Source organism: Pseudomonas sp. App30 (assembly GCF_047947025.1).
GTDB lineage: Bacteria > Pseudomonadota > Gammaproteobacteria > Pseudomonadales > Pseudomonadaceae > Aquipseudomonas.
Map to the genome: position 1 here is coordinate 1,087,906 of NZ_CP133165.1, position 19,716 is coordinate 1,107,621.

17 protein-coding genes are annotated in these 19,716 nt (G+C 60.2%); 6 read left to right on the forward strand and 11 right to left on the reverse strand.

What is annotated here, in order from left to right; all coding sequences use genetic code 11:
• Positions 1-18: 18 nt before the first annotated feature.
• The 6 genes from RAM80_RS04775 (at position 19) to RAM80_RS04800 (ending at position 5,831) form a co-directional block, all read left to right on the forward strand.
• On the forward strand, positions 19-1,146 hold the full coding sequence (locus RAM80_RS04775) for an FAD-dependent oxidoreductase (protein ID WP_416425088.1): 1,128 nt from the start codon (positions 19-21) through the stop codon (positions 1,144-1,146).
• 86 nt (positions 1,147-1,232) lie between these two features.
• On the forward strand, positions 1,233-2,246 hold the full coding sequence (locus RAM80_RS04780) for an SMP-30/gluconolactonase/LRE family protein (protein WP_416425089.1): 1,014 nt from the start codon (positions 1,233-1,235) through the stop codon (positions 2,244-2,246).
• Between the two features lie 31 nt (positions 2,247-2,277).
• Complete coding sequence (locus RAM80_RS04785) at positions 2,278-3,273, forward strand: fumarylacetoacetate hydrolase family protein (RefSeq protein WP_416425090.1); 996 nt, start codon at positions 2,278-2,280, stop codon at positions 3,271-3,273.
• Between the two features lies 1 nt (position 3,274).
• Positions 3,275-4,234, forward strand: a complete 960-nt coding sequence (locus RAM80_RS04790; RefSeq protein WP_416425091.1) for an NAD-dependent epimerase/dehydratase family protein — start codon at positions 3,275-3,277, stop codon at positions 4,232-4,234.
• A 204-nt stretch (positions 4,235-4,438) separates the two neighbouring features.
• Complete coding sequence (locus tag RAM80_RS04795) at positions 4,439-5,038, forward strand: hypothetical protein (RefSeq protein ID WP_416425092.1); 600 nt, start codon at positions 4,439-4,441, stop codon at positions 5,036-5,038.
• Positions 5,028-5,831 carry a carbohydrate porin gene (locus RAM80_RS04800; protein ID WP_416425093.1) on the forward strand — a complete coding sequence of 268 codons (804 nt, stop codon included), beginning with the start codon at positions 5,028-5,030 and terminating at the stop codon, positions 5,829-5,831. Before RAM80_RS04795 ends, RAM80_RS04800 begins: the two co-directional genes overlap by 11 nt.
• Positions 5,832-6,001: 170 nt before the next feature.
• Here the strand turns inward: RAM80_RS04800 and RAM80_RS04805 are convergent, their stop codons facing one another.
• From RAM80_RS04805 to RAM80_RS04855, 11 genes are all read right to left on the reverse strand, one after another.
• Positions 6,002-6,847 carry a cache domain-containing protein gene (locus RAM80_RS04805; RefSeq protein WP_416425094.1) on the reverse strand — a complete coding sequence of 282 codons (846 nt, stop codon included), beginning with the start codon at positions 6,845-6,847 and terminating at the stop codon, positions 6,002-6,004.
• Positions 6,844-7,644 carry a cyclase family protein gene (locus RAM80_RS04810; protein WP_416425095.1) on the reverse strand — a complete coding sequence of 267 codons (801 nt, stop codon included), beginning with the start codon at positions 7,642-7,644 and terminating at the stop codon, positions 6,844-6,846. The genes RAM80_RS04805 and RAM80_RS04810 overlap by 4 nt, the downstream gene beginning before the upstream one ends.
• Positions 7,641-8,642 (reverse strand): NAD-dependent epimerase/dehydratase family protein, encoded by a 1,002-nt coding sequence (locus RAM80_RS04815; RefSeq protein WP_416425096.1) that lies wholly within the window; start codon positions 8,640-8,642, stop codon positions 7,641-7,643. The genes RAM80_RS04810 and RAM80_RS04815 overlap by 4 nt, the downstream gene beginning before the upstream one ends.
• A gap of 291 nt (positions 8,643-8,933) precedes the next feature.
• On the reverse strand, positions 8,934-9,707 hold the full coding sequence (locus tag RAM80_RS04820) for an SDR family NAD(P)-dependent oxidoreductase (RefSeq protein ID WP_416425097.1): 774 nt from the start codon (positions 9,705-9,707) through the stop codon (positions 8,934-8,936).
• A gap of 103 nt (positions 9,708-9,810) precedes the next feature.
• Complete coding sequence (locus RAM80_RS04825; RefSeq protein WP_416425098.1) at positions 9,811-10,764, reverse strand: PDR/VanB family oxidoreductase; 954 nt, start codon at positions 10,762-10,764, stop codon at positions 9,811-9,813.
• A gap of 4 nt (positions 10,765-10,768) precedes the next feature.
• Positions 10,769-11,809 carry a Rieske 2Fe-2S domain-containing protein gene (locus tag RAM80_RS04830; protein ID WP_416425099.1) on the reverse strand — a complete coding sequence of 347 codons (1,041 nt, stop codon included), beginning with the start codon at positions 11,807-11,809 and terminating at the stop codon, positions 10,769-10,771.
• Positions 11,810-11,853: 44 nt separating this feature from the next.
• A complete protein-coding gene (locus RAM80_RS04835) occupies positions 11,854-12,900 on the reverse strand; it encodes a Rieske 2Fe-2S domain-containing protein (RefSeq protein ID WP_416425100.1) in 1,047 nt (348 codons plus the stop codon).
• A gap of 6 nt (positions 12,901-12,906) precedes the next feature.
• Positions 12,907-15,444: an efflux RND transporter permease subunit gene (locus RAM80_RS04840; protein ID WP_416425101.1), complete on the reverse strand. Its 2,538-nt coding sequence runs from the start codon at positions 15,442-15,444 to the stop codon at positions 12,907-12,909.
• A gap of 3 nt (positions 15,445-15,447) precedes the next feature.
• Positions 15,448-16,533 carry a WD40/YVTN/BNR-like repeat-containing protein gene (locus RAM80_RS04845; protein WP_416425102.1) on the reverse strand — a complete coding sequence of 362 codons (1,086 nt, stop codon included), beginning with the start codon at positions 16,531-16,533 and terminating at the stop codon, positions 15,448-15,450.
• A 54-nt stretch (positions 16,534-16,587) separates the two neighbouring features.
• Positions 16,588-17,952 (reverse strand): DUF1329 domain-containing protein, encoded by a 1,365-nt coding sequence (locus RAM80_RS04850; RefSeq protein ID WP_416425103.1) that lies wholly within the window; start codon positions 17,950-17,952, stop codon positions 16,588-16,590.
• Between the two features lie 16 nt (positions 17,953-17,968).
• A complete protein-coding gene (locus RAM80_RS04855) occupies positions 17,969-19,594 on the reverse strand; it encodes a DUF1302 domain-containing protein (protein WP_416427413.1) in 1,626 nt (541 codons plus the stop codon).
• Between the last annotated feature and the right edge of the window lie 122 nt (positions 19,595-19,716).

Sequence of the window (19,716 nt, forward strand, 5' to 3'; positions counted from 1 at the left end):
AATAACAAGGACCCGCTCATGCAAGCGCCCAACTGCAAAGCATTGATCATTGGCGGTGGCTTCTCCGGAATGGCCGCTGCGATTCAGCTGCGCAAAACCAATATCGCGGTCGATCTGGTCGAACTCGACAAGGACTGGCGCTCCTACGGCGCCGGTATCACGATCAGCGGCCCATCATTACGCGCACTCGGCGAACTGGGTGTGCTGGACTCCATCGTCGAACTGGGCTGGTGTGCCGACGGCTGTGACATGCACACCGCCGACGGCACGTTCATCAGCCAACTGCCGACGCCTCGTATTGCGGGCGAGCATATACCTGGCGGCGGTGCGATCATGCGGCCGGTATTGGCGAAAATCCTCGCCAAAGCCACCCTCGGTTCCGGCACCCAAGTACGGTTGGGCTGTACCTTTACCAAGATCGAACAGGACGGCAGCAAGGTCCAGGTCTCCTTTACCGATCACACTCGCGGCGAATACGATCTGGTGATCGGTGCCGACGGGGTGTTCTCCAAAGTGCGCCAGACCCTCTTCCCCACTGCACCCAAGCCTTTTTACACCGGACAGGGCGTCTGGCGTGCGGTGGTGCCTCGCGGGGAGGTCCCGCGCAGCTCAATGTTCTTGGGCAAGCAGAGCAAAACCGGGGTGAACCCGGTGTCCAAGGACGAAATGTATCTGTTCCTGAACGACATTCGCCCGCAGCTTACCTACGTAGAAGACAATCAAGCCGTCCCTATGCTCAAGCAACTGCTGGAAGAATTCACTGCCCCGCTGCTCAAGGATGCGATTGCATCCTTGGGTACCAACTCCAAAGTCATCTACCGACCGCTGGAAGGCATGTTGATGCCGCTGCCTTGGGCGACGGGCAACGTCTTGCTTATTGGCGATGCAGTGCATGCGACCACGCCCCACCTGGCCTCAGGTGCGGGTATCGGTATCGAGGATGGCATTGTGGTTGCTCAAGAGCTGGCAAATGCCAGCAACGTAGCGGATGCATTGGCCAGCTTTCAGTCGCGGCGCTGGGAGCGCTGCCGCCTGGTCGTCGAGAGCTCCATGCGCCTGGGTGAAATCGAAATGTCCGGGGGGTCCAAAGAGGAACACGGCCGAGTCATGCGCGAGGCCATGAAGACCTTGCTGCAACCTATCTGATTGGCGCCACCGTGACGCCGACAGACGTCACGGTGAACCGACAACGCGCCCTTTTTGTAGCCCTGCCACGCTTGTTCGAGGTTCAAATGTCCTACAACCCACTGATCGGTTGGCAGGTTGATCGTCACGCGATCACCTTTGTCGGCCATGACCTGCAACGCCCCGAATGCATCATCGCCCAGCGTGACGGCACGCTCTGGGCAGCCGACGCCCGCGGCGGTGTGATGCGCATCAACCCCGACGGCAGCCAATCGCTACTTTGTCCACAAGATGCCCGCATCAGCGAAGGCAGCTTTGAAGAACGCTTCATTCAGTCTCGTAATGCGTCACTGCCCAACGGCCTTGCCCTGACCGCCCAGGGCGATTTCATCATCTGCAATTGGGGGCTCGACAGGATCGAGCACCTGAGCGCGCAAGGCCACTTGAAGGTGCTGCACGACCACCTGGACGGTTTGCCGCTGGGCAAAACCAACTTCCCTTTGCTCGATTCCAAAGGCCGGACCTGGTTTACCGTGACCACGCAAATGCAGCCTTGGGCCGACTCGATCAATGCCCAGGTCGCCGATGGCTACATCGGCGTGATCGATGACAACGGTATTCGCATTGTCGCCAGCGATCTGGAAGGCACCAACGAGATCCGCTTCGATGACGCAGAAGAATGGCTCTACGTGGTGGAAAGTAATGCCCGGCGGATCTCGCGATTCCGGGTTGGCCCAGACGCAACGCTGAGGGCCCGGGAAGTCTATGGCCCGCCGTCACTGGAGGGCTTCCCGGACGGTTTCGCTTTTGACAGCGCCGGCAACTTGTGGGTGACCCTGATCATGACCGACAAGTTGATCGCGATCACCCCGCAAGGCGAGGTGTTGACCCTGCTGGACGATGGCAATGAGCAAGCCAATGCAGAGCTCTACCGTCAGCGTGACAACCGTACGCTGACCCCGCAGGTCATGCAGGCCGCCCATGGGCAACTGGCCCCCTGGATGGCCAGTATTACCTTCGGCGGGCCAGATCTGAAAACGGTGTATCTAGGAAGCTTGTTGGGCAATCGTATCCCCTGCTTCCGTTCTCCTGTCAGTGGTCAACCACTGATTCATTGGTAACAACAGCGTTAGCCTTCCGAGGAGTTACACCATGAAACTCGCCACACTCAAAAGCGATACTCGCTGGGGCCGGCTGGTAGTCGTCTCGCGGGACCTATCACGCGCGGTCGATGCCCACCGCATTGCCCCCACGCTGCAGCACGTCCTAGAGCATTGGGAGGACTGCGCGCCGCAGCTACAAACGTTGTTCGAGTCCTTGCAGAACAACCAGGCCAGCGGCGCATTCAAATTCGACCCGGCCCAAGCCATGGCACCGTTGCCGCGCGCCTACCAGTTCGTGGACGCCTCGGCATTCTTGAACCATGGCGCCATCATGCAACTCGCGTTCAACCTCAAGATCGATGTGCCTGAAGGCGTGCCTATTCTGATTCAACGTCAAGGCGATGATTTTCGCGGGCCCTGCGATGACTATGCCTTCCCTGACGAAGCCGATAATTGCGACTTTGAAGGCGAGATCGGGGTGATTACCGCCGACATTCCAATGGGTGCCACACCTGCTGAATGCGAGCGCGGCATCCGTCTGTTCACCCTGTTCAACGATGTCTCGATGCGCACGCATTTGTCCCGCGAAATGGCCATGGGTTTCGGTTTCATACAAGCCAAGCCCGCTACTGTGTTCGCCCCTGTCGCAGTAACTATGGACGAACTGGGCGATGCCTGGCAGCAAGGCAGAGTTACGCTCGACCTGCAGGTATCACGCAATGAGCAGTGGTTCGGCCATCCCAATGGTCGCGAAATGGATTTCAGTTTTGGCGAGTTGCTGAGCCACCTGGCCTACAACCGCAATCTGGGCGCGGGCACCCTGCTGGGAAGCGGGACCTTTTCAAACCGCGATCATGCTGAAGTAGGCTCCAGCTGCCTGGCGGAAAGACGCGCCCTGGAAGTCATCACCCATGGCAAGCCGCAGACGCCGTTCCTGAACTTCGGCGAACGCTTGCGTTTTGAAATGCTCGACAGCGACGCTGTCAGCGTATTCGGCGCCATCGATAACCGCTATGTGGCGCCGGGCGCCTCGGAAGGATTCTGAAATGCACATACTGGTGACTGGTGCCAACGGCTTCGTTGGTGCACATTTGGTAGCCCGCTTGGTCAGTGCCCCCAGTGCTTTGGCGTGGACGCGCCTGACGCTGGTCGACCTTCAACTCCCTGCCTATGACTCTCCCGGCATCTCGTATCTGGCCGGTAGCCTGGCCGACCCACAGGTGCTGGAAGCCGCACTGGCGGTACCGGTGGATGTAGCCTTTCACCTGGCCAGCGTGCCTGGGGGGGCGGCTGAGCGTGATTACGAACTGGGGCGTCAGGTCAATCTGCAAGCTACCTTGGCATTATTCGAACAGCTGCAGCAGCAAGCCAATCCGGCTCGCGTAGTGTTCGCCAGTACTATCGCGGTGTATGGCTCGCCTTTACCTGCAGTAGTCGATGACGAGACACCGCTGCGTCCGGGCTTGAGTTACGGAGCGCAGAAGCTCATCGGGGAAATATTGCTTGAGGACCTGAGCCGCCGCGGGCGCCTGGACGGCATCGCCTTGCGCTTGCCCGGTATCGTCGCGCGCCCCCCACAGTCCAGCGGCTTGCTCTCGGCATTCATGAGCGACTTGTTCTGGAAGCTGCGCGACGGCGAACCCTTCGTATGCCCGGTCAGTGCCGAAGGCACTGCATGGTGGATGTCGGTGCAGTGCTGCGTGGACAATCTGCTCCATGGCGCCCTTATCCCCGCCCAATCTCTGCACCTGAAACGCGTTTTTGCGTTGCCCGTATTGCACCTCACCCTGGCCGAAGTCATTGAGGGGGTCAATCGATACGCAGGATTCACCTCGCCACCCAAAGTGCAATACCAACTTAACCCAGTGTTGCAGTCGACATTTGCCAGTTACCCGCCGCTTGCAAGCCCTGCCGCTCAAGCCTTGGGATTTATCCACGACGGCAGCCTGGAGCAACTGATCAGGCGCACCTTGGGCCCTGCACAAGAAGCATCGCCCGTCGGTTAACGTTGCTCGACCCGGATCACAGCATCGGCCGCCCGATACCGACTGACTCGTTTCGCCTGCTTGAGCAGAACAAACGGCTCTCAAGAACAAAAATAACAGGTAATAAACGCATGAAAGCAGCTTCAAAAAATTGCAGCGCTCGGCTACTCGCTTCCCATCCTGTGCGCCACCGCGTTGGCAGCCGAGCCCAGCGACGTGCTACCGGTGCAGCGCTCGCTACAGGAGCTCCCCTCCAGCATCGACAGCACCAGCCCCAATCAGCGCACCGGCCCACGCGTGCTGTTCGCAGAACCGCACCAGCCCGCCCGGGACGATCGCCTTTTGGTGGACCAGGGACGCTGGCTCAAAGAACACGGAATCAGTCCGCACCTGGGCATGACTGAAATGTACATGCGTAACCCGAGTACCGGGCTGGAGACTGGCAACAAGTCGTCAGTCACGTTTTTCGACATCGGCGCGGACTTCGACATGCAACGCATAGCTGGGATTGGCGGCGCCATTGTGCACTTTCAACAACTCTATGCGCCATGGGTCAGCAACCTCGGCTATGGCTCCCAAGTGGGCGACCCGTTGCTTGGAGAGCCCAATCCATACGTGCCCGAGACCAGCCACTTGACCTTGCTGACCTACGAGCAACGGTTGCTGGATAATCACCTGACCCTAGAGGTAGGAAAGAGTAACGCGGGCAACTATTTCGCATTGCCCCTCTGCAACGTGCCGTTGGGCTGCGTCAATGTGATTCTGCAAGATGCCGCTGCTTTCACCCCCCCCCTATGCCAACTGGGGGGCCCGAGTGGCCTATGACTTCAATCCGCAATGGCGTGCTCAAATAGGTGCCTGGCGCAGCAACAATATGTACCCCTTCACCAATGGCTGGGAGCGTAGCGCCGGCGATAGCGGGGGCACGATGAGTAGCACTTATCTGGCCGATATTGCCTATCGTACGGACTATGGCAATAGCGCCTATCCGACCAGTGTCGAGGTATTAGGCTTTCACAATAATGGCGCGCAGCTCGATCCCTATTACACCGTGGATGGCACATCGCGTGCATCGAGCAGCGCAGCCCCGCGCACCAGTGACGGCATCACCGGCGCCTACCTGGGGGCCAAGCAGACCTTCTGGCGTGCTGATGGCGGCCTCGGTAAAGATAAGCACCCTACTGCGATCAGCGCCTACGTTGCGTATTCGCATCTGTTCGACAGCAATGCCGGCAGTGGTCAGAGCAACGGTATTACGCGTCAGGCAAACACCGGTTTGATACTGTCGGCGCCGTTTCGCAGCCGCCCCTTCGACAGCTACTCTGTGCATATGAACTGGGTCCACCAGACAGCAGACTCCCAACGCTATCTGGAGGAAGCGCACGCCCTGAGCAACCCGGGCAGCACCTATAGTCCAAACGCGGATGAGTTCACGCTGAATCTGGATGCCAACATCGTCTTGGGGGACAGCATCATTCTCAGCCCGTATATCGCGCGCTCGTTCAATGCCAGCAGCAAGCTCAATCCCTATGCGACCGAAAACCCCCGCGATGGCCTGGCCGTGGGGCTGCTGGTACGTGTTCAGATTGACCAACTGCTGGGGCTGGGTGGCATCTAAAACGCTTGGCCTCAAGTGTGCAGACCCACTACGGAAATGGTAACCCGGCCCGTTAGCAGCAGATCCAATCTCGCGTCATCATTTGCACGTCTGGCCGCGGGCTGTGGAGGCTGTTAGCTTGGGTCAATTCGGAACTGGGGGCCATCATGCTGACGATGGTCCTCCAGGATCTAATTCACGCCTGCCTGGGCCCCGCGGTAGTAGCCGACGACTACCAGGTAATCTCCCGCCTTGCGGATCAGCGCGTACTTGTCCTCGACGATGCCAGTCACTGGATTTTTCCACCGATACTCGTACTTGGCCGAGGTGGCGTTACGCATCAATGCCACGATTGGCTGACCCACTGGCCTGCCTGCCGGGTCGTGGATGCTGGTGAAATCAACCCCCAGCAATCGCAGGTTGTACCCATGGGCAACATAGCGATGTGTACGGGCATCTACGACGAAAACATACAGATCGTCTTCACGAAAATCCGCCGACAGATCGTTGATGGCCTTCACTGTGCCCATAGGGTTCTGCTGCATGGCCGCAACGGCATTTTCCAGCAATCGCACCGCTTGTTCTGCGCTCGCGCGGGGAACTGATTGAGTTGCAGCAATGACTCTGTCGCCTACCTTCTGGAAGTACACCCGCTTTAGCTCGATACGATGTTGCGCCTTGTTATCCCAGCGATATTCCACACTTTGGACGCCCTGTTTGCCGATGTTGTCGAACGCATCAGCAAAGGCTGCGTTGAGCTCTGGAGCAAGTACCTTGGATATCTCACGTCCGATAAGCACGGCAGAGTTACCCCCGCTTGCCAGCAGAGTGCCGTGGCTATCGACTACGAATATGAAACGGTCGGCATCGATGAACTCGCCTTGGCGGCTGAATGCCGGCAAGGCTGCATCGCCTTGCACTTGGTAGTAATCAACGGCGCGCTTGAGCAACGCGCTAGCCTGGGCGTCCTGCGGCGCGTCAGTCGCGTGGCCCAAGCTGACCCAAAATCCGAGCCCGGCGGCAAGATAGCGGTTCATAGCGCTGGTACCGATTCATCGAAGATGGCGACCGCGCGAACGAAGCCAGCAGACGCATGCTTGATCTTGTAGGGGAAACAGGACACCTCAAATCCATTGGCTGGCAATTGCTCGAGGTTGGCGAGTTTTTCCATTTGCCCATAGCCAATATCGCGCCCGGCCTTGTGCCCTTCCCAGATGACCGATGCATCACCGGTTTTAGCAAACCGCTCGCGGGTGTATTTGAACGGAGCGTCCCAACTCCAGGCATCGGTACCGACAACCCGCACACCTCGCTCCAAAAGATAAAGGGTGGCTTCGCGCCCCATACCGACGCCGGCGTCCAGGTAGCCAGGTTGGCCGAACAGCGCCCCGGCGCGGGTATTGACGAGCACGATGTCCAACGGCTGAAGGCTATGGCCGATGCGCACCAGCTCTGCTTCAACCTGTGCGGCAGTAACGATGTGCCCGTCTGGCAGCTTACGAAAATCGAGCTTCACGCCGGGCTGCAGGCACCATTCCAACGGCAACTCGTCGATACCCCATGCCGGCTTGCCACCATCGGTGGTGGACGCATAATGCCAGGGGGCATCCATATGCGTACCGCTATGGGTAGTGATACTCAGCCGCTCGGCGGCCCACGACTCGTTATCAGGCATCTGCTCGAGAGAAAGGCCGGGGAACATTGCGGCCATTTCCGGCCAACCCTGCTGATGATCCATGTAGTCGATCTTGGGGAGCAGCGTGGGCGGATCCGTGTAGGGGTTATTGTCAAGGGTAGCGGATAGATCCAGCAGGCGGCGCTTGGCAGTCTTCATATGATTTTTCTCATGGCATTTTGGGTCTGTGCATAGCTCGTCTTCCTTGCCGTGCCGAGGTTGAGAGCGTTGCGAATCAAGGCGCTGGCGTTGCCATCGTGAGTGAATCCGGCGGCGCGGGCATGCGGGCTTTTCAACGGCGGCATGGCCGCGAACAAGGCCTGCAGACGCGCATCGGGCTGGTAGCTAATCGCCGCCCGCCCTGCTTCACCAAAGCGGCTGGCCAACGCATCGACGACCTGCGCAATCGATAAGTGGAGCACTGGCAGCTGCCACACCCGCTCGGTATTGGCTGCGAGCCCGGGCATGTCGGCCGCCTGGATCAAGTTGTTGACGCAACAGCGCGCAGACATCCACCACGCGGTCGCATGCGGCTCCACTGGACAGATATAAGCCTCGCCGGCGGCATAGGCGTGCAGGAGATCGCTCATGAATGCCGAGCGCAAACCATTGGCTTGCCTTGGGCGCGCAACGATCCCTGGCAAACGCAAAGCGCGCCCGTCGACTTCCCCACGCCGCGACAGGTCGCACAGCGCGGTCTCGACCATCAGCTTGTGCGCGCCATAGGAAAGCTCCGGCTGCGTGGCGGCTTGCTCATCCATACGTGCGGGCAAATTCGCGCCGTATACCGCAATGCTGCTGGCGTACACCAGCACGGCGGGGCGCGGCTGGTGACGCAGTTGATCAAGCAGTTCGAGGCTGGCCATCAGATTGACCTGATATCCAAGATCGTAATCCTGTTCTGCGGCTCCACCTGGCACACTGGCCAGGTGAAAGACTACATCTACGCCATCAGCCAATACCCGGCGAACAAACGCTGCATCGGTAATGCTGCCCTCATGCAGGCGCAACCGTGGGTCTGTAGAGAAGCCTTCAAGACGAGCATCAAGCAATAACAGCTTGCCGATAGCGTGACCACAAATCGCCTCGTTTGCCAAGAGCTGGTGAGCCAGCAGCCGGCCAACGAAGCCGTTGGCTCCCGTGATCAATACGCGCATTACTCCCCCTTGGACATTCGGCTGCACCACGCGCTATTCGACAGCGCCGAATATCGACTACCCATCAGCACCCACCCTATCCATCGTGCAGGCCATCGCTGGAGACGAATCGAACCTTGCGGTACTGCAGTGTCATGTCGAGAAACGGGCAACGGTTGTGCCAAGCAGTCAACACATTGCGCCAGCGCACTAGCGGTAACCGTGGATCTATTGATCGGGAGCGACATGGCGTGAACTGGTCGGTGAACCATCACGGGTTTGAAAGTTGGTAGTTCTGCCATGCTGTTCTCCTCAGCTGCCATCGCCAATAGTGGTACCACCATCGACCACTATGTTCTGTCCGGTAATGAAGGCGCCTCCCGGGCTCGCCAGCAGCAGGGCGACCGCCGCGATCTCTTCGGGCAGCCCTATGCGCCGTAGCGGCGTCTGCTCCAGGCGCCTTTTGAGCACCTGGAGGTGCTCGGTCAGTGGGCGGGCGAAGTCGGTCTGAATCAGCCCCGGGCTGATGGCGTTGACACGGATATTGCTGGGACCCCACTCCACCGCCAGGTTGCGCGCCAATTGCGCCAGGCCTGCCTTGGACAGCCCATACAGACCCAAGCTCCGATTGCCACGGACCCCTGCGATGCTGGCCATCAGCACCAGACTGCCGCCGCCAGCGGCGGCCATGCAGGGCAACAGGGCACTCGACAACCACAGCGCACTGCGCAGGTTGACCGTCATGGTCAGGTCCCAGTCGTGCTCGCTGGCGCTGGCGATCGGGCCCATGTGCGGCGCGACGCCAGCATTGCACACCAGGACGTCAATCCGGCCGTGGCTAGCAAGCACTCGGCGGGCCAGTTCATCGACCTCTTGCTGCACGCGCAGGTCGGCGCACACTGCAGTCGCATCCACGCCTTGCTGCTGGAGCTGGACGACGGCCTGGGCGCAATCAGACGTGCTTTCGCTGCTGATGATTACCCTCGCTCCAGCATGCCCCAGTACCTGGGCGATCGCGAGCCCGATACCCCGCGTACCACCCGTCACCAGCGCAACCTTGTCGGCCAGGCTAAATAGCGCGTTCATAAACTTTCTACCTTAGGCCCATTGGGCCAGGGGAAGGTGCCAAGGTGGCTGTCCGCGCCGCCGCGAGACGGGCCTGCAGCGGCTGTTGGCGTATCCGCATCGCTTACAGATCCAGCACCAGACGAGGGCTTCTTGATCGCGAGCAACAAGGCGTGAACTGATCGTTAAGTGCCTGCTCGGCCTGCGTCAGGAACATGTCCCGGTGATCGGGAGTACCTTCCAGTACCCGGGTGACGCAGGTACCGCAGATACCCTGCTCGCAAGAAAGCGGGATATCGATGCCGGCCTCGTTGAGCACCTCTGCGACCGAACGATCGGCCGGCACCTGCAGGCAGCGCCCGGAACTTGCCAGCTGCACTTCGAACGAGCCGTCGTCGGCCTTCACGGTGGGTGCCGCGGCGAAGTATTCACGGTGCAGGTTCTGCTCCTGCCACCCCGCCGTGCGCGCGGCGCCCAACACAAACTCCATGAAGCCGCCCGGCCCGCACACATACAGGTGGTCGCGGGCGCCGAAACCCGCCAATACCGCCGCTGCGTCTAGCTTTTGCTCGGGGGGGCCGTCGTCGAAATGGAAATGCACATGGCCGGAAAATGCCGATGCCCTGATGGTCTCGATGAACGCCACGCGCTCGGCCGAGCGACCGCAATAGTGCAACTCGAAGGGCTCGCCTATCTGCGCCAGGCGCGTCGCCATGCACAGGATCGGCGTGATGCCGATACCTCCGGCGAACAATAGCGAACGCTGGGCGCCATGGGCCAACGCAAACAGGTTGCGCGGCTCGCTGATGACAAGCCGGGTGCCCTCCTCGACCCTTTCGTGCATGGCCTTGGATCCGCCCCGTGAAGCCGGATCAAGGAGCACGCCAATCAAGTAGTGATGGCTTTCGGCAGGCGAATTACACAGGGAATACTGGCGTACCGCGCCCCCCGGGACGTGGACGTCGACGTGAGAGCCGGCACTGAACGCCGGCAACGGGTGGCCATCTGCCGATGCCAATTCAAAACTGCAAATGCCTTCAGCTTCGGTACGCTTGCAAGTGACGATAACTTCTAACATCTTCCTAGCCTCTGCTCTGCTGCTCGGCGGCGATCAGCCGGTCGAGCACGCGCCGGGCGCGAATCGCGCCTGCATCACCGATCAACAACACAGGTTTCAGGTCCCAGAACGAGGTATCCCCCATCATCGCCTGTTGGTTTTCCAGCATGGGCAAATCCTCTTCAGTGAATGGCACGTTGACGGCGGCCACCTGCTCCTCAGCCAGTTGCGCCCCGAACTCGCCCATGGCCTTGGGAAAGCACATGGAGAACCAATAGTGGGTAGTAGTGTCCGTCTCGGGCGTGAACAGATGAGGAATCGGGCTGGCCACCCCCTCGGCGCGCGGCCGCCCGGTAGCAACCGCGCCAGAGAACAACAGCATGTTGGCGGGGGCGTCCCAGCGAACGTCGATCCAGCGGTCCACCAAGGTGCCGCGCGGAATCCTCCAAGCGTCGTAGAGGAAATCCGGCATGATCTCGGCCACAGTCTGCCGATTGGACCAGACCGTATCGGCCGTTTCCTCGACACTGGTGAGCGCACTCTTCACCTTGTCCCCACCGAGGGTACCCGGGTGAAGAAACTCGATGTGGCTGAGGTCCATGATGTTGTCGGTTTCGAGCACATAGTTGGCCTTGGCATGCAGGTAGCGCTTGCCTACGTAGAAGTGTTCCGGGTCCATGCAACTGAAATCCGGAATCAACGATGGATCTGCCTGTGCGGCATCGCCCATCCAGATCCACAGCAGGCTGTAACGCTCGACTAACGGGTACTTCCTGACCTTCGCTGCCTTGGGGATGGAGCCATCGCCATGGGGGTTGTGCACGCAGGCCCCGCTGCCGTCGAATTGCAGGCCGTGATAAGCGCAGCGCACCGCGTCGCCTGCCAACGTACCCATGCTCAGAGGAGCAAAGCGGTGTGGGCAGCGGTTGGAAATGGCTTGGGCCTGCCCCGCAGTGTCGCGAAAAAGCAGCACCGACTCATTGAGCAAGGTGCGCTGAAATAATGTGCCGCTCGACACTTCAGTGTCCCAGGCGGCGGCATACCAGGTATTGCGTAAGAAACTCATGGGGTTTCTCCTCGAAAATCAGGCGGAATCTGGACGATCTGTGGTCAGGCGCTCTTGGCTTGCAGCACAGCCGATTCGCTGTCGATCAAGCGCTTGAGTACTCGCCGGCACCGAATGGCGCCGGCATCGACAGGCAGCAGCACAGGGTTCAAACCCAGCAGATCGACATTGCCCATCTGGCGTTGCTGCGCCTCGACCATGGGCTTGTCTTCATTGGCAAACACGCCCAGCAGCATCTGTTGGATAAAGTCATTGAGCGGCTGATTGTCACGTTCGAAACTGCGGGTGTTAGCGTAGAAATAATGGGTATTGCCCGCATCCTGCGGCGTCATCAAATGCAGGTTGACCGAATGCGGGCCGTCCTCGACCGCGGCCCCCGGCTCCGTGGCGCCGCTCCTGAGGAGCATGTAGCCCGGCGGGTGCCACACGACGTCAGCCCACACGTCAGCAATGCTGGGATCCTTCAGGTGTGCGCCGAACGCCGGTGGAGGAGCTTCGTTAGGCGCCCACCAACTGATACGCACCTTGTTGTCGGGCAGCTCTTGAACCTCGGCACGGGCGCTGGACAAAGCGCCGCCCCCCAACGTATCGGGATGCAGATAATCGACATGACTCAGGTCCATGATGTTGTCGGACAGCAACTCATAGTTCGCCTTGGTCGGCAGATAGCCCTTGCCCTTGGCCGCTGCGGGCGCCTGCTGGTAGAACGCGAAATCAGCAATGCTGCTTTCATCGGCGAGCGCCACATCGCCCGGCCAGAACCAGATCAACCCATCTCGCTCGACCACCGGGTAGGACCGCACGCAGGCGGCCTTTGGAATCTTGCCGTCGCCATGGGGGTTGTGCGCGCAGGCACCGCTGCCGTCAAAATGCAGGCCGTGATAAGCACACTGGATACTGTCACCCACGCGTTTCCCTTCATGCAGCGGAGCAAAACGATGAGGGCAACGGTCGTAGATCGCCTGCACGCTGCCCTGGCTGTCCCTGAAGAACAGGATGGGTTGCTCCAGCAGCGTGCGCGCCAACAGATCTGCTGCCGAAATCTCGTCGGCCCATGCAGCGACGTACCAGGTATTGAGTAGATATTTCATCGCTAATCACCTCTTTCTTATTGTCTTGCAGACGTCCAGGCCAACGGGTTCGACGCTGCCGCATACTTTGCGCCGTGCCACACGCTGTGGGACCACTGTTGGTGGGGGGCTTGCGCCCTCAAGCTGTGGGATATCGCAGGTTTCGCTTGCGGCCTGAACATCCTGCTTTTGCACTGGCAGGAGGAAATAGGCAAGCGCGGGCAGCAGGATAAGCGCGCCAATCATGTTCCAGATGAACATGAACGCCAGCAGTATCCCCATATCTGCCTGGAATTTGATCGGCGACAGCACCCAGGTGCCCACGCCTATGGCCAGTGTCACACCGGTCAACATCACCACCTTGCCGGTAAACAGCAGCGCCCGGTAATAGGCTTCCGACAGGCTCGCGCCATTGCGCAGTTGGCCGAGTACGATGCTCATGACATACAACGCGTAATCGACGCCGATACCCACGCCCAAGGCGATCACTGGCAACGTGGCAACCTTGACTCCAATCCCTAGCCACACCATCAGGGCCTCGCAAAGTACCGAGGTGAGCATCAGTGGCAACACCGCACAGAGCACCGCGCGCCACGAGCGGAAGGTCACCATGCACAGCAGTACCACAGCGCCGTAAACCCACCAGAGCATCTCGCGGCTGGCCTGTTTGACCACGATATTGGTGGCCGCCTCGATTCCCGCGCTACCTGCCGCCAGGAGAAACTGGGCCTGGTCGCTGTCGTTGACCTTGGCAAAGGCTGAGACGCTATCGACCACCCGTTCGAGCGTGTCCGCCTTGTGGTCCGACAGGTAGGCGTACTGGGTCAGCAGGCTGCAGTCATCGTTGTACAGCCCACGCGGCGCGCCGGCGGTGACCATGTTCAAAGTGGTCTGGTTATTCAGCAGTTCGTACCATTTGGGGCTGCCTTCGGAGAGGCCCACCAGGACTCGGCGATTGAGCAGCGCCAGCGAATTGGTCGAGTCGACCCCTTCCAGGCCTCGCAGTTGCCAGTCGAGGTTGTCTACCCGGCGCAGCGTGTCATAGGATGCACAACCGCCGGGAGGGGTTTTGACCATGACCGCAAACACGTCACTGCTGGCACCGTAGTGCTGGGTGACATAGCGGTTGTCCTGGTTGTAGCGCGAGTCGGCGCGCAGCTCCGGGGCACCGGAATCCAGGTCGCCGATCTTCAAGTGCAAACTGACCCAATATCCGCCTGCGGCCATCAGCCCCGCGACAACGACGCAGGACGTCGCCCAACGTTTGTGGGTGAACAGGTCGAGGAATTTCCACACCCGATGCTTTTCCTGGCCGGCACGCTCCGCCGCCTCCGCGCGCAGGCTGCGCCGCGCTGCGACTTCGCTGACGCCGATATACGACAGCAGCACTGGCAGCAGGATCAAGTTGGTGAACACCAGTACCGCAACGCCGATGCTGGCGATCACGGCGAGGTCCTGGATGACTTGGATCTTGATGATCATCAGCACCGCGAAACCCACTGCGTCGCACAGCAACGCGGTGAGGCCCGCGAGGAACAGCCGGCGGAAGGTGAACCGCGCCGCCACGAGTTGGTGCATACCGCGGCCGATATCCTGCATGATGCCGTTCATTTTCTGAGCACCGTGGCTCATACCGATGGCGAACACCAGGAATGGGACCAGTACCGAATACGGATCCAGTTCGTAACCGAGCAGCGGCAGCAATCCCAGTTGCCAGACCACCGCGATCAACGAACAGATCAAGACCAGCGCGGTGCTGCGCAGACAGCGGGTGTACCAGAACAGCACTATCCCGGTGATCACAATAGCTGCGGCGAAGAACATGAGTATCTGCCGCAGACCAGCGATGAGATCACCTACGACCTTGGCGAACCCCGTGATGCGCACCTCGACGCGGTCGCTCTGGTATTTGCTGCGCAATGCGTCGAGCTGCGACGACACAGTGCTGTAATCCAGGGCGCTACCGTCCGGCGTAGTGGCAAGGAGCGGGACATAGATGATGCTCGACTGCTGGTCGAACGACACCAACTGGCCAATCTCATTGGAACGCTCGACGTTGCGGCGCAGCGCGTCGAGGCTCTTGGCGCTACCATCGTAGCCATCCGGGATGACCGGCCCCCCTTCAAGTCCCTCTTCGGTTACGCCTACCCAACGGGTGGCGGGAGTCCAGAGCGACTTCATGAAGGCCCGGTCCACGCCTGGCAGCAGATACACTTCATCGTTGAGGCGCTGCAAGGTCTGCAAGTAATCCTTGTCGTAGATACCGGTGCCTGCCTTGTTCACCACCGCGATGCGTACTGCGTTGCCCAGGCCGGAGAGATCCTTGCGGTGCTCCAGATAGTTGACGATGAAGGGATGATCACTGGGGATCATCTTTTCGAAGCTGGCATTGAGTTGCAGACGCGTGGCCTGCCATCCCAACACAAGGGTGGCCAACACGCACAGCAATAGCACCAACTGACGATGGTTAAACAGCGCACGCTCCAGCAGTGAGCCTGACGCTGTGTCGAATTCGCCAACGCCATTGGCCGGGCGAGCGGCTGAAGAATGATTCGAGGGTTGCATGGTTTACTCCGCAATCGACTGTGCTGCCGCCACCGCTGGCGAAAACCGCGTGACCCCGGTAAACCCTACGCCGGTCAGGCTACCGTCAGGCGCCTGTGCCACGTCGGTCAGGGGATGCCCGGGGGGTGTTTGCAAGGGGGTGAGGTGCAATTTCGTCACGTCGCTCTGAAACACGCCACCCGCCTGGTCAACGAACATCAGCCGGTCGCCCGTCATGGTGATCGCATTGACTGACACAGCGGCCGAGCCAGTGACTGGCCGAAAGCTCTGGCCCTGATCATCGGAGAAGAACACCTTGCCGCGCAGGCCAGCAATGACCAGGCCACCAGCAGGCAATAATGCCGCACTGAAATAACTACCTTCGTAAGGGCTTGCTAGCGCATCGAAGCGCTCGCCGCCGTCACCAGAACGCAACACCAGACCCTGTTCTCCCACCAGGTAAATCTGCTGCCCGGCCTGCGCCACTGCATACAGGTGCAGGCCCTGAGGATTGGGCAGTCGCCCCATCCAGGAGGCCCAGGTGGCGCCACCGTCGTCCGTATGGAAGGCCAGACCAAAGGCGCCGACCGCAGTGCCGTGGTTGGCATCGGCGAATGCCAGGGCGAGGAAAGGCTTGTCAGCACCATCCTCCACCAAGCGTCGCGCTGCCGATATTCGCTGCTGTGCAGCAACATCCGTTGCTTCGGCCGAGGCCGCGGTCAATTCCAGCTGAGCCGCCTGCCGGCCATCGAGTTGTACGGTCCAGCGTTCACCACCATCGGACGAATGCAGGATCACCCCTGCATGCCCGACCGCCCAGCCGTTTGCTGCATCCACGAACTGCACGGCGGTCAGCGTGCAGCCGACTGGCACACTGGCTTGCCGCCAGCTTTGCCCATTGTCGTCCGACAGCAGCACTAGCCCACGCTCGCCCACTGCTACCATGCGTTGACCTGCGCGGGTAATCGCTTGCAAGACCGCGCGGTCGGACTTGGCGGTGAGTACCGCTGGCGTGCTCAACGCGTCGTTGCCCGGCTGGCTGGCCCCGGCGCTACCCAGCACCAAGGCACAGCCGGCGGCGATCCACAGCCCGAAAAATCCAGATTTCATCGCTCACACCCCTAATTGCTGTTCGATTACTCCAAGAGCAAGCGCTGCTGTGGGTCAACGAATACCTTCGCCCGCCATTGCATCGGGGGTGAACGTCGAATCCTTGACTGGGCTGACGATGTGGTACTGCTCCTTGGCTCCCGACGGGATATTTAAGGCGAACCAGCTACCCGAAATGAGGTCGTAGAACCCGGCCATGGAGGCAGTGGTTGCAGGGATATCAGGCATAGCTACCATTGGCTGCCAGATCACCTTGACGAGCTGGCCTTGCTGGTCATAGCGCTCACCCAACACGGCCGTCCAGGTGTCTTCATCCAGGTAGTACGTGCTCTTGGGCAGCACGTGTCGCTTCCCGGCGGCCAGCGTTGCCTCCACCACCCACACCCGGTGCAGCTCCCAGCGTTGCGACTGCTGAGTCAGGTGGTGCTTATCGAGCAGCGCGGTAGGCTCGGCAACGGTGAATATCTTGTTGTCGTTATAGGGCAGGTACATTTCTTTTTTACCCACCAGCTTCCAGTTGAAGCGATCAATGCGGCCATCGAATACCGACAACTCGTCGAAGCTCATCACACCGGCGGTCGAAGGCGTTGGCGTATCGCAGCAGGCATTGGGAAGCTTGCGCACACGCCGCTGCCCTGGCAGGTAGGTCCACGCCGCACTTTTGTCCTGGTCCAGATCGATACGCCCGACTATGCCCTCGCCAGCCCGCAGCGGTGGGCCGGAGTTGACCAGGCGCACCGTCCAGAACGTCCCTTCGGCACTGCCGCCGGGCAGATAGTACGGCATCTGGAATTCACCCAGTCCCACCGACGTCAGCACCGGCTTGCCATCCGAGGTCACCAGATACTGCGATGCGGTTTCCCGCCAGGAGACACCGCGCCAACGCAGCAGGTGATTCCAGATCGCCTCCACTCCATCCTTGGGAATGGGGAAAGGAATTCCGCCCTGGGCTGTCGCTTCCGGCATCGGGCCACCCGCGCTATCGACGATCTTGACCGTGGTGGCGTTCTTGAACGTCTGTTCGTAGACGGACGCCGGCGCCGCCGCGGTACGCCGCGTGGCGTATACGTCCAGCCGGTAGCTGTCGGGGTACTTCTTGAACATCGCCTGGATGCCGGGGGCCAGCTTATCGGCGTACTGGCTCATATTCTGCGCGGTGATGGTGAACAGCGGCTTGTCGGCGGAGAACGGATCGCCGCGCTTGCCGACCGCCAAGCTTTTGTCCACGGTGGTGTAACCACCATCCCACCCGGGAATCGAGCCATCGGCGTTGGCACCGCGCTCGGCCCCCATCGGCGTCAGCGTAGTCTTGAGCTTGGCAGCCTCATCGACAGAAACGGCGCCGAGAACTCCATTGGCCATGAGCAACGACGCGCTCAGAGCACTCAGCATGCAAAGTAATTTCTTATAGTTTTTCATTTCGCTACCCTTGGGCTCAGAAAGTACGACTGAGGCTGAACGCGACGAAATCGCGGTCCTTGCTGGTTTGGTCGAAGCTGTAGTTGCTGCTGGCGTCCAGGAATGTGCCGGCTGGACCGTAGTAATGGGTGTAGGTCAAGCCGATATTCCAGACGTTGAGATAGTTGCCTTTGAGGCCGATGTTGATATCGCCGCCACGGTTAGGGCCGAACGCGGTACCCAGTGCCGATGACGCCCCATGGGTAAAACTCACGCCCATTGGCACACTGAGGTCCAAGCCGGCGAAGGCCTGGCGGTACATGGGTTCATATACCGTGCGCACCGACCAGGCATCGCGATCGGCGTTGGGGTCCACGGCATCGGCGTTTTTGCTGACGCTGAGCGTGCGGTTCCAAGCAACCTCGCCCAGCAGGTTCGCCTCCCGTGAAATGAACGAAGGATCGAGCGTCGCCAGCCAGGAGAAGTTCGCATGCAGGGTACGACCCGTGGCATACAGCGGGTTTCGGTCGTTATCGATTCCCTCACCCACCAGCAATACTCGCTGCATAGTGGACGCCAGCGGCTGGTTCCAGCGGGTGGAAATCTCACCGGCCAGGTTGTAGTTGTTGATGGCAGTGGAGAAGCTCGCGCCAATGCTCTCGATACCTTCCGGGTAAACCCAGTAGTACGAACCGGCCTGGCCGGTCACCGGGTTGAGCGCTGCCAGGTCGGGGCGAATGTTCAATTGGGGGTTCTTGTCGTGGTAACGGATCGCGTAGAAGCCCCAATCCACGGTTTCGGTCCGCCAGCGCAGCTGTACGCCGCCCTGTCCCGAATTGCGCGCATCCTTGTCTTGACCATGGTAAAACGCCAGGTTCTGCCCACCGGGGATGACTGGACCACCAATGAAGAGCCTTTCGTTACCCTCGCCGAAGGTATCGGTGCTGGAAAAATAACTCCCCGCCGCAGGAAGCCGATTTTCCTCCCACTCGAATTGATAGTAGGCACCCACGGAAACGTCTGGCGTGATCTGCAGCTGGCCGGACATCTGCTTGACCGGCCGAATGATCTCCTTGAACTGACTATTGGGTACCGACAAGGCTTTCACCACATCAACCGGCGCCATTCCACCGGCGATGCCATTCTGCCCATAGAACAGGCTTTCGCCCCACTGCATTGCGTACTGCCCTACCCGCCCACTGGCGGCCATACCCCCCAGGTCGGTCTTGCCGAACACGAAAGCATCCAGCAACTCGGCCTTGCGCCCATGCACGTCGCGGGTATCGTCGGTGAAATGGTCATAGGGCACCGAATAACTGTTGGCCCGGTCTGCCGAACCGTTATCGGTGCTCTTGTTGTAGACATCGTCGTACCACGCGGCACCACTGACGCGCACGCCCACGTCGCGGTACACCACGTCCAGCTCCGATAGCAGGTCCAAGCGGTTGGAGATCAGGCCTTTATCGAAGTTACGGTCACCGTCATCCTGGTTGAGCGCGGTGCTCCCCTCGGTCAACTGGCCGCTTTGCGCACGGGTGCGCCAAGCTGCGCTATATTTCAGCGAGTTGTCCCAGCGTACGCTGAGGTCAGGTACGCTGGTATCGATCTCAAAGGCGTATACGGTAGGCGAAGCGATCAGCGCTGCCAGCAGCGTGAGCTTCATATGGAGTGACGAGTCGGTGCAGCGACGCCGGGGCGAAACGATCTTGTTAGTCGTCATTATTGCGACCTTTTGTTGTTGTTAGACCTTGTGGGTACTGCCAGGCAAGGGGCCCCCCTCTGCCC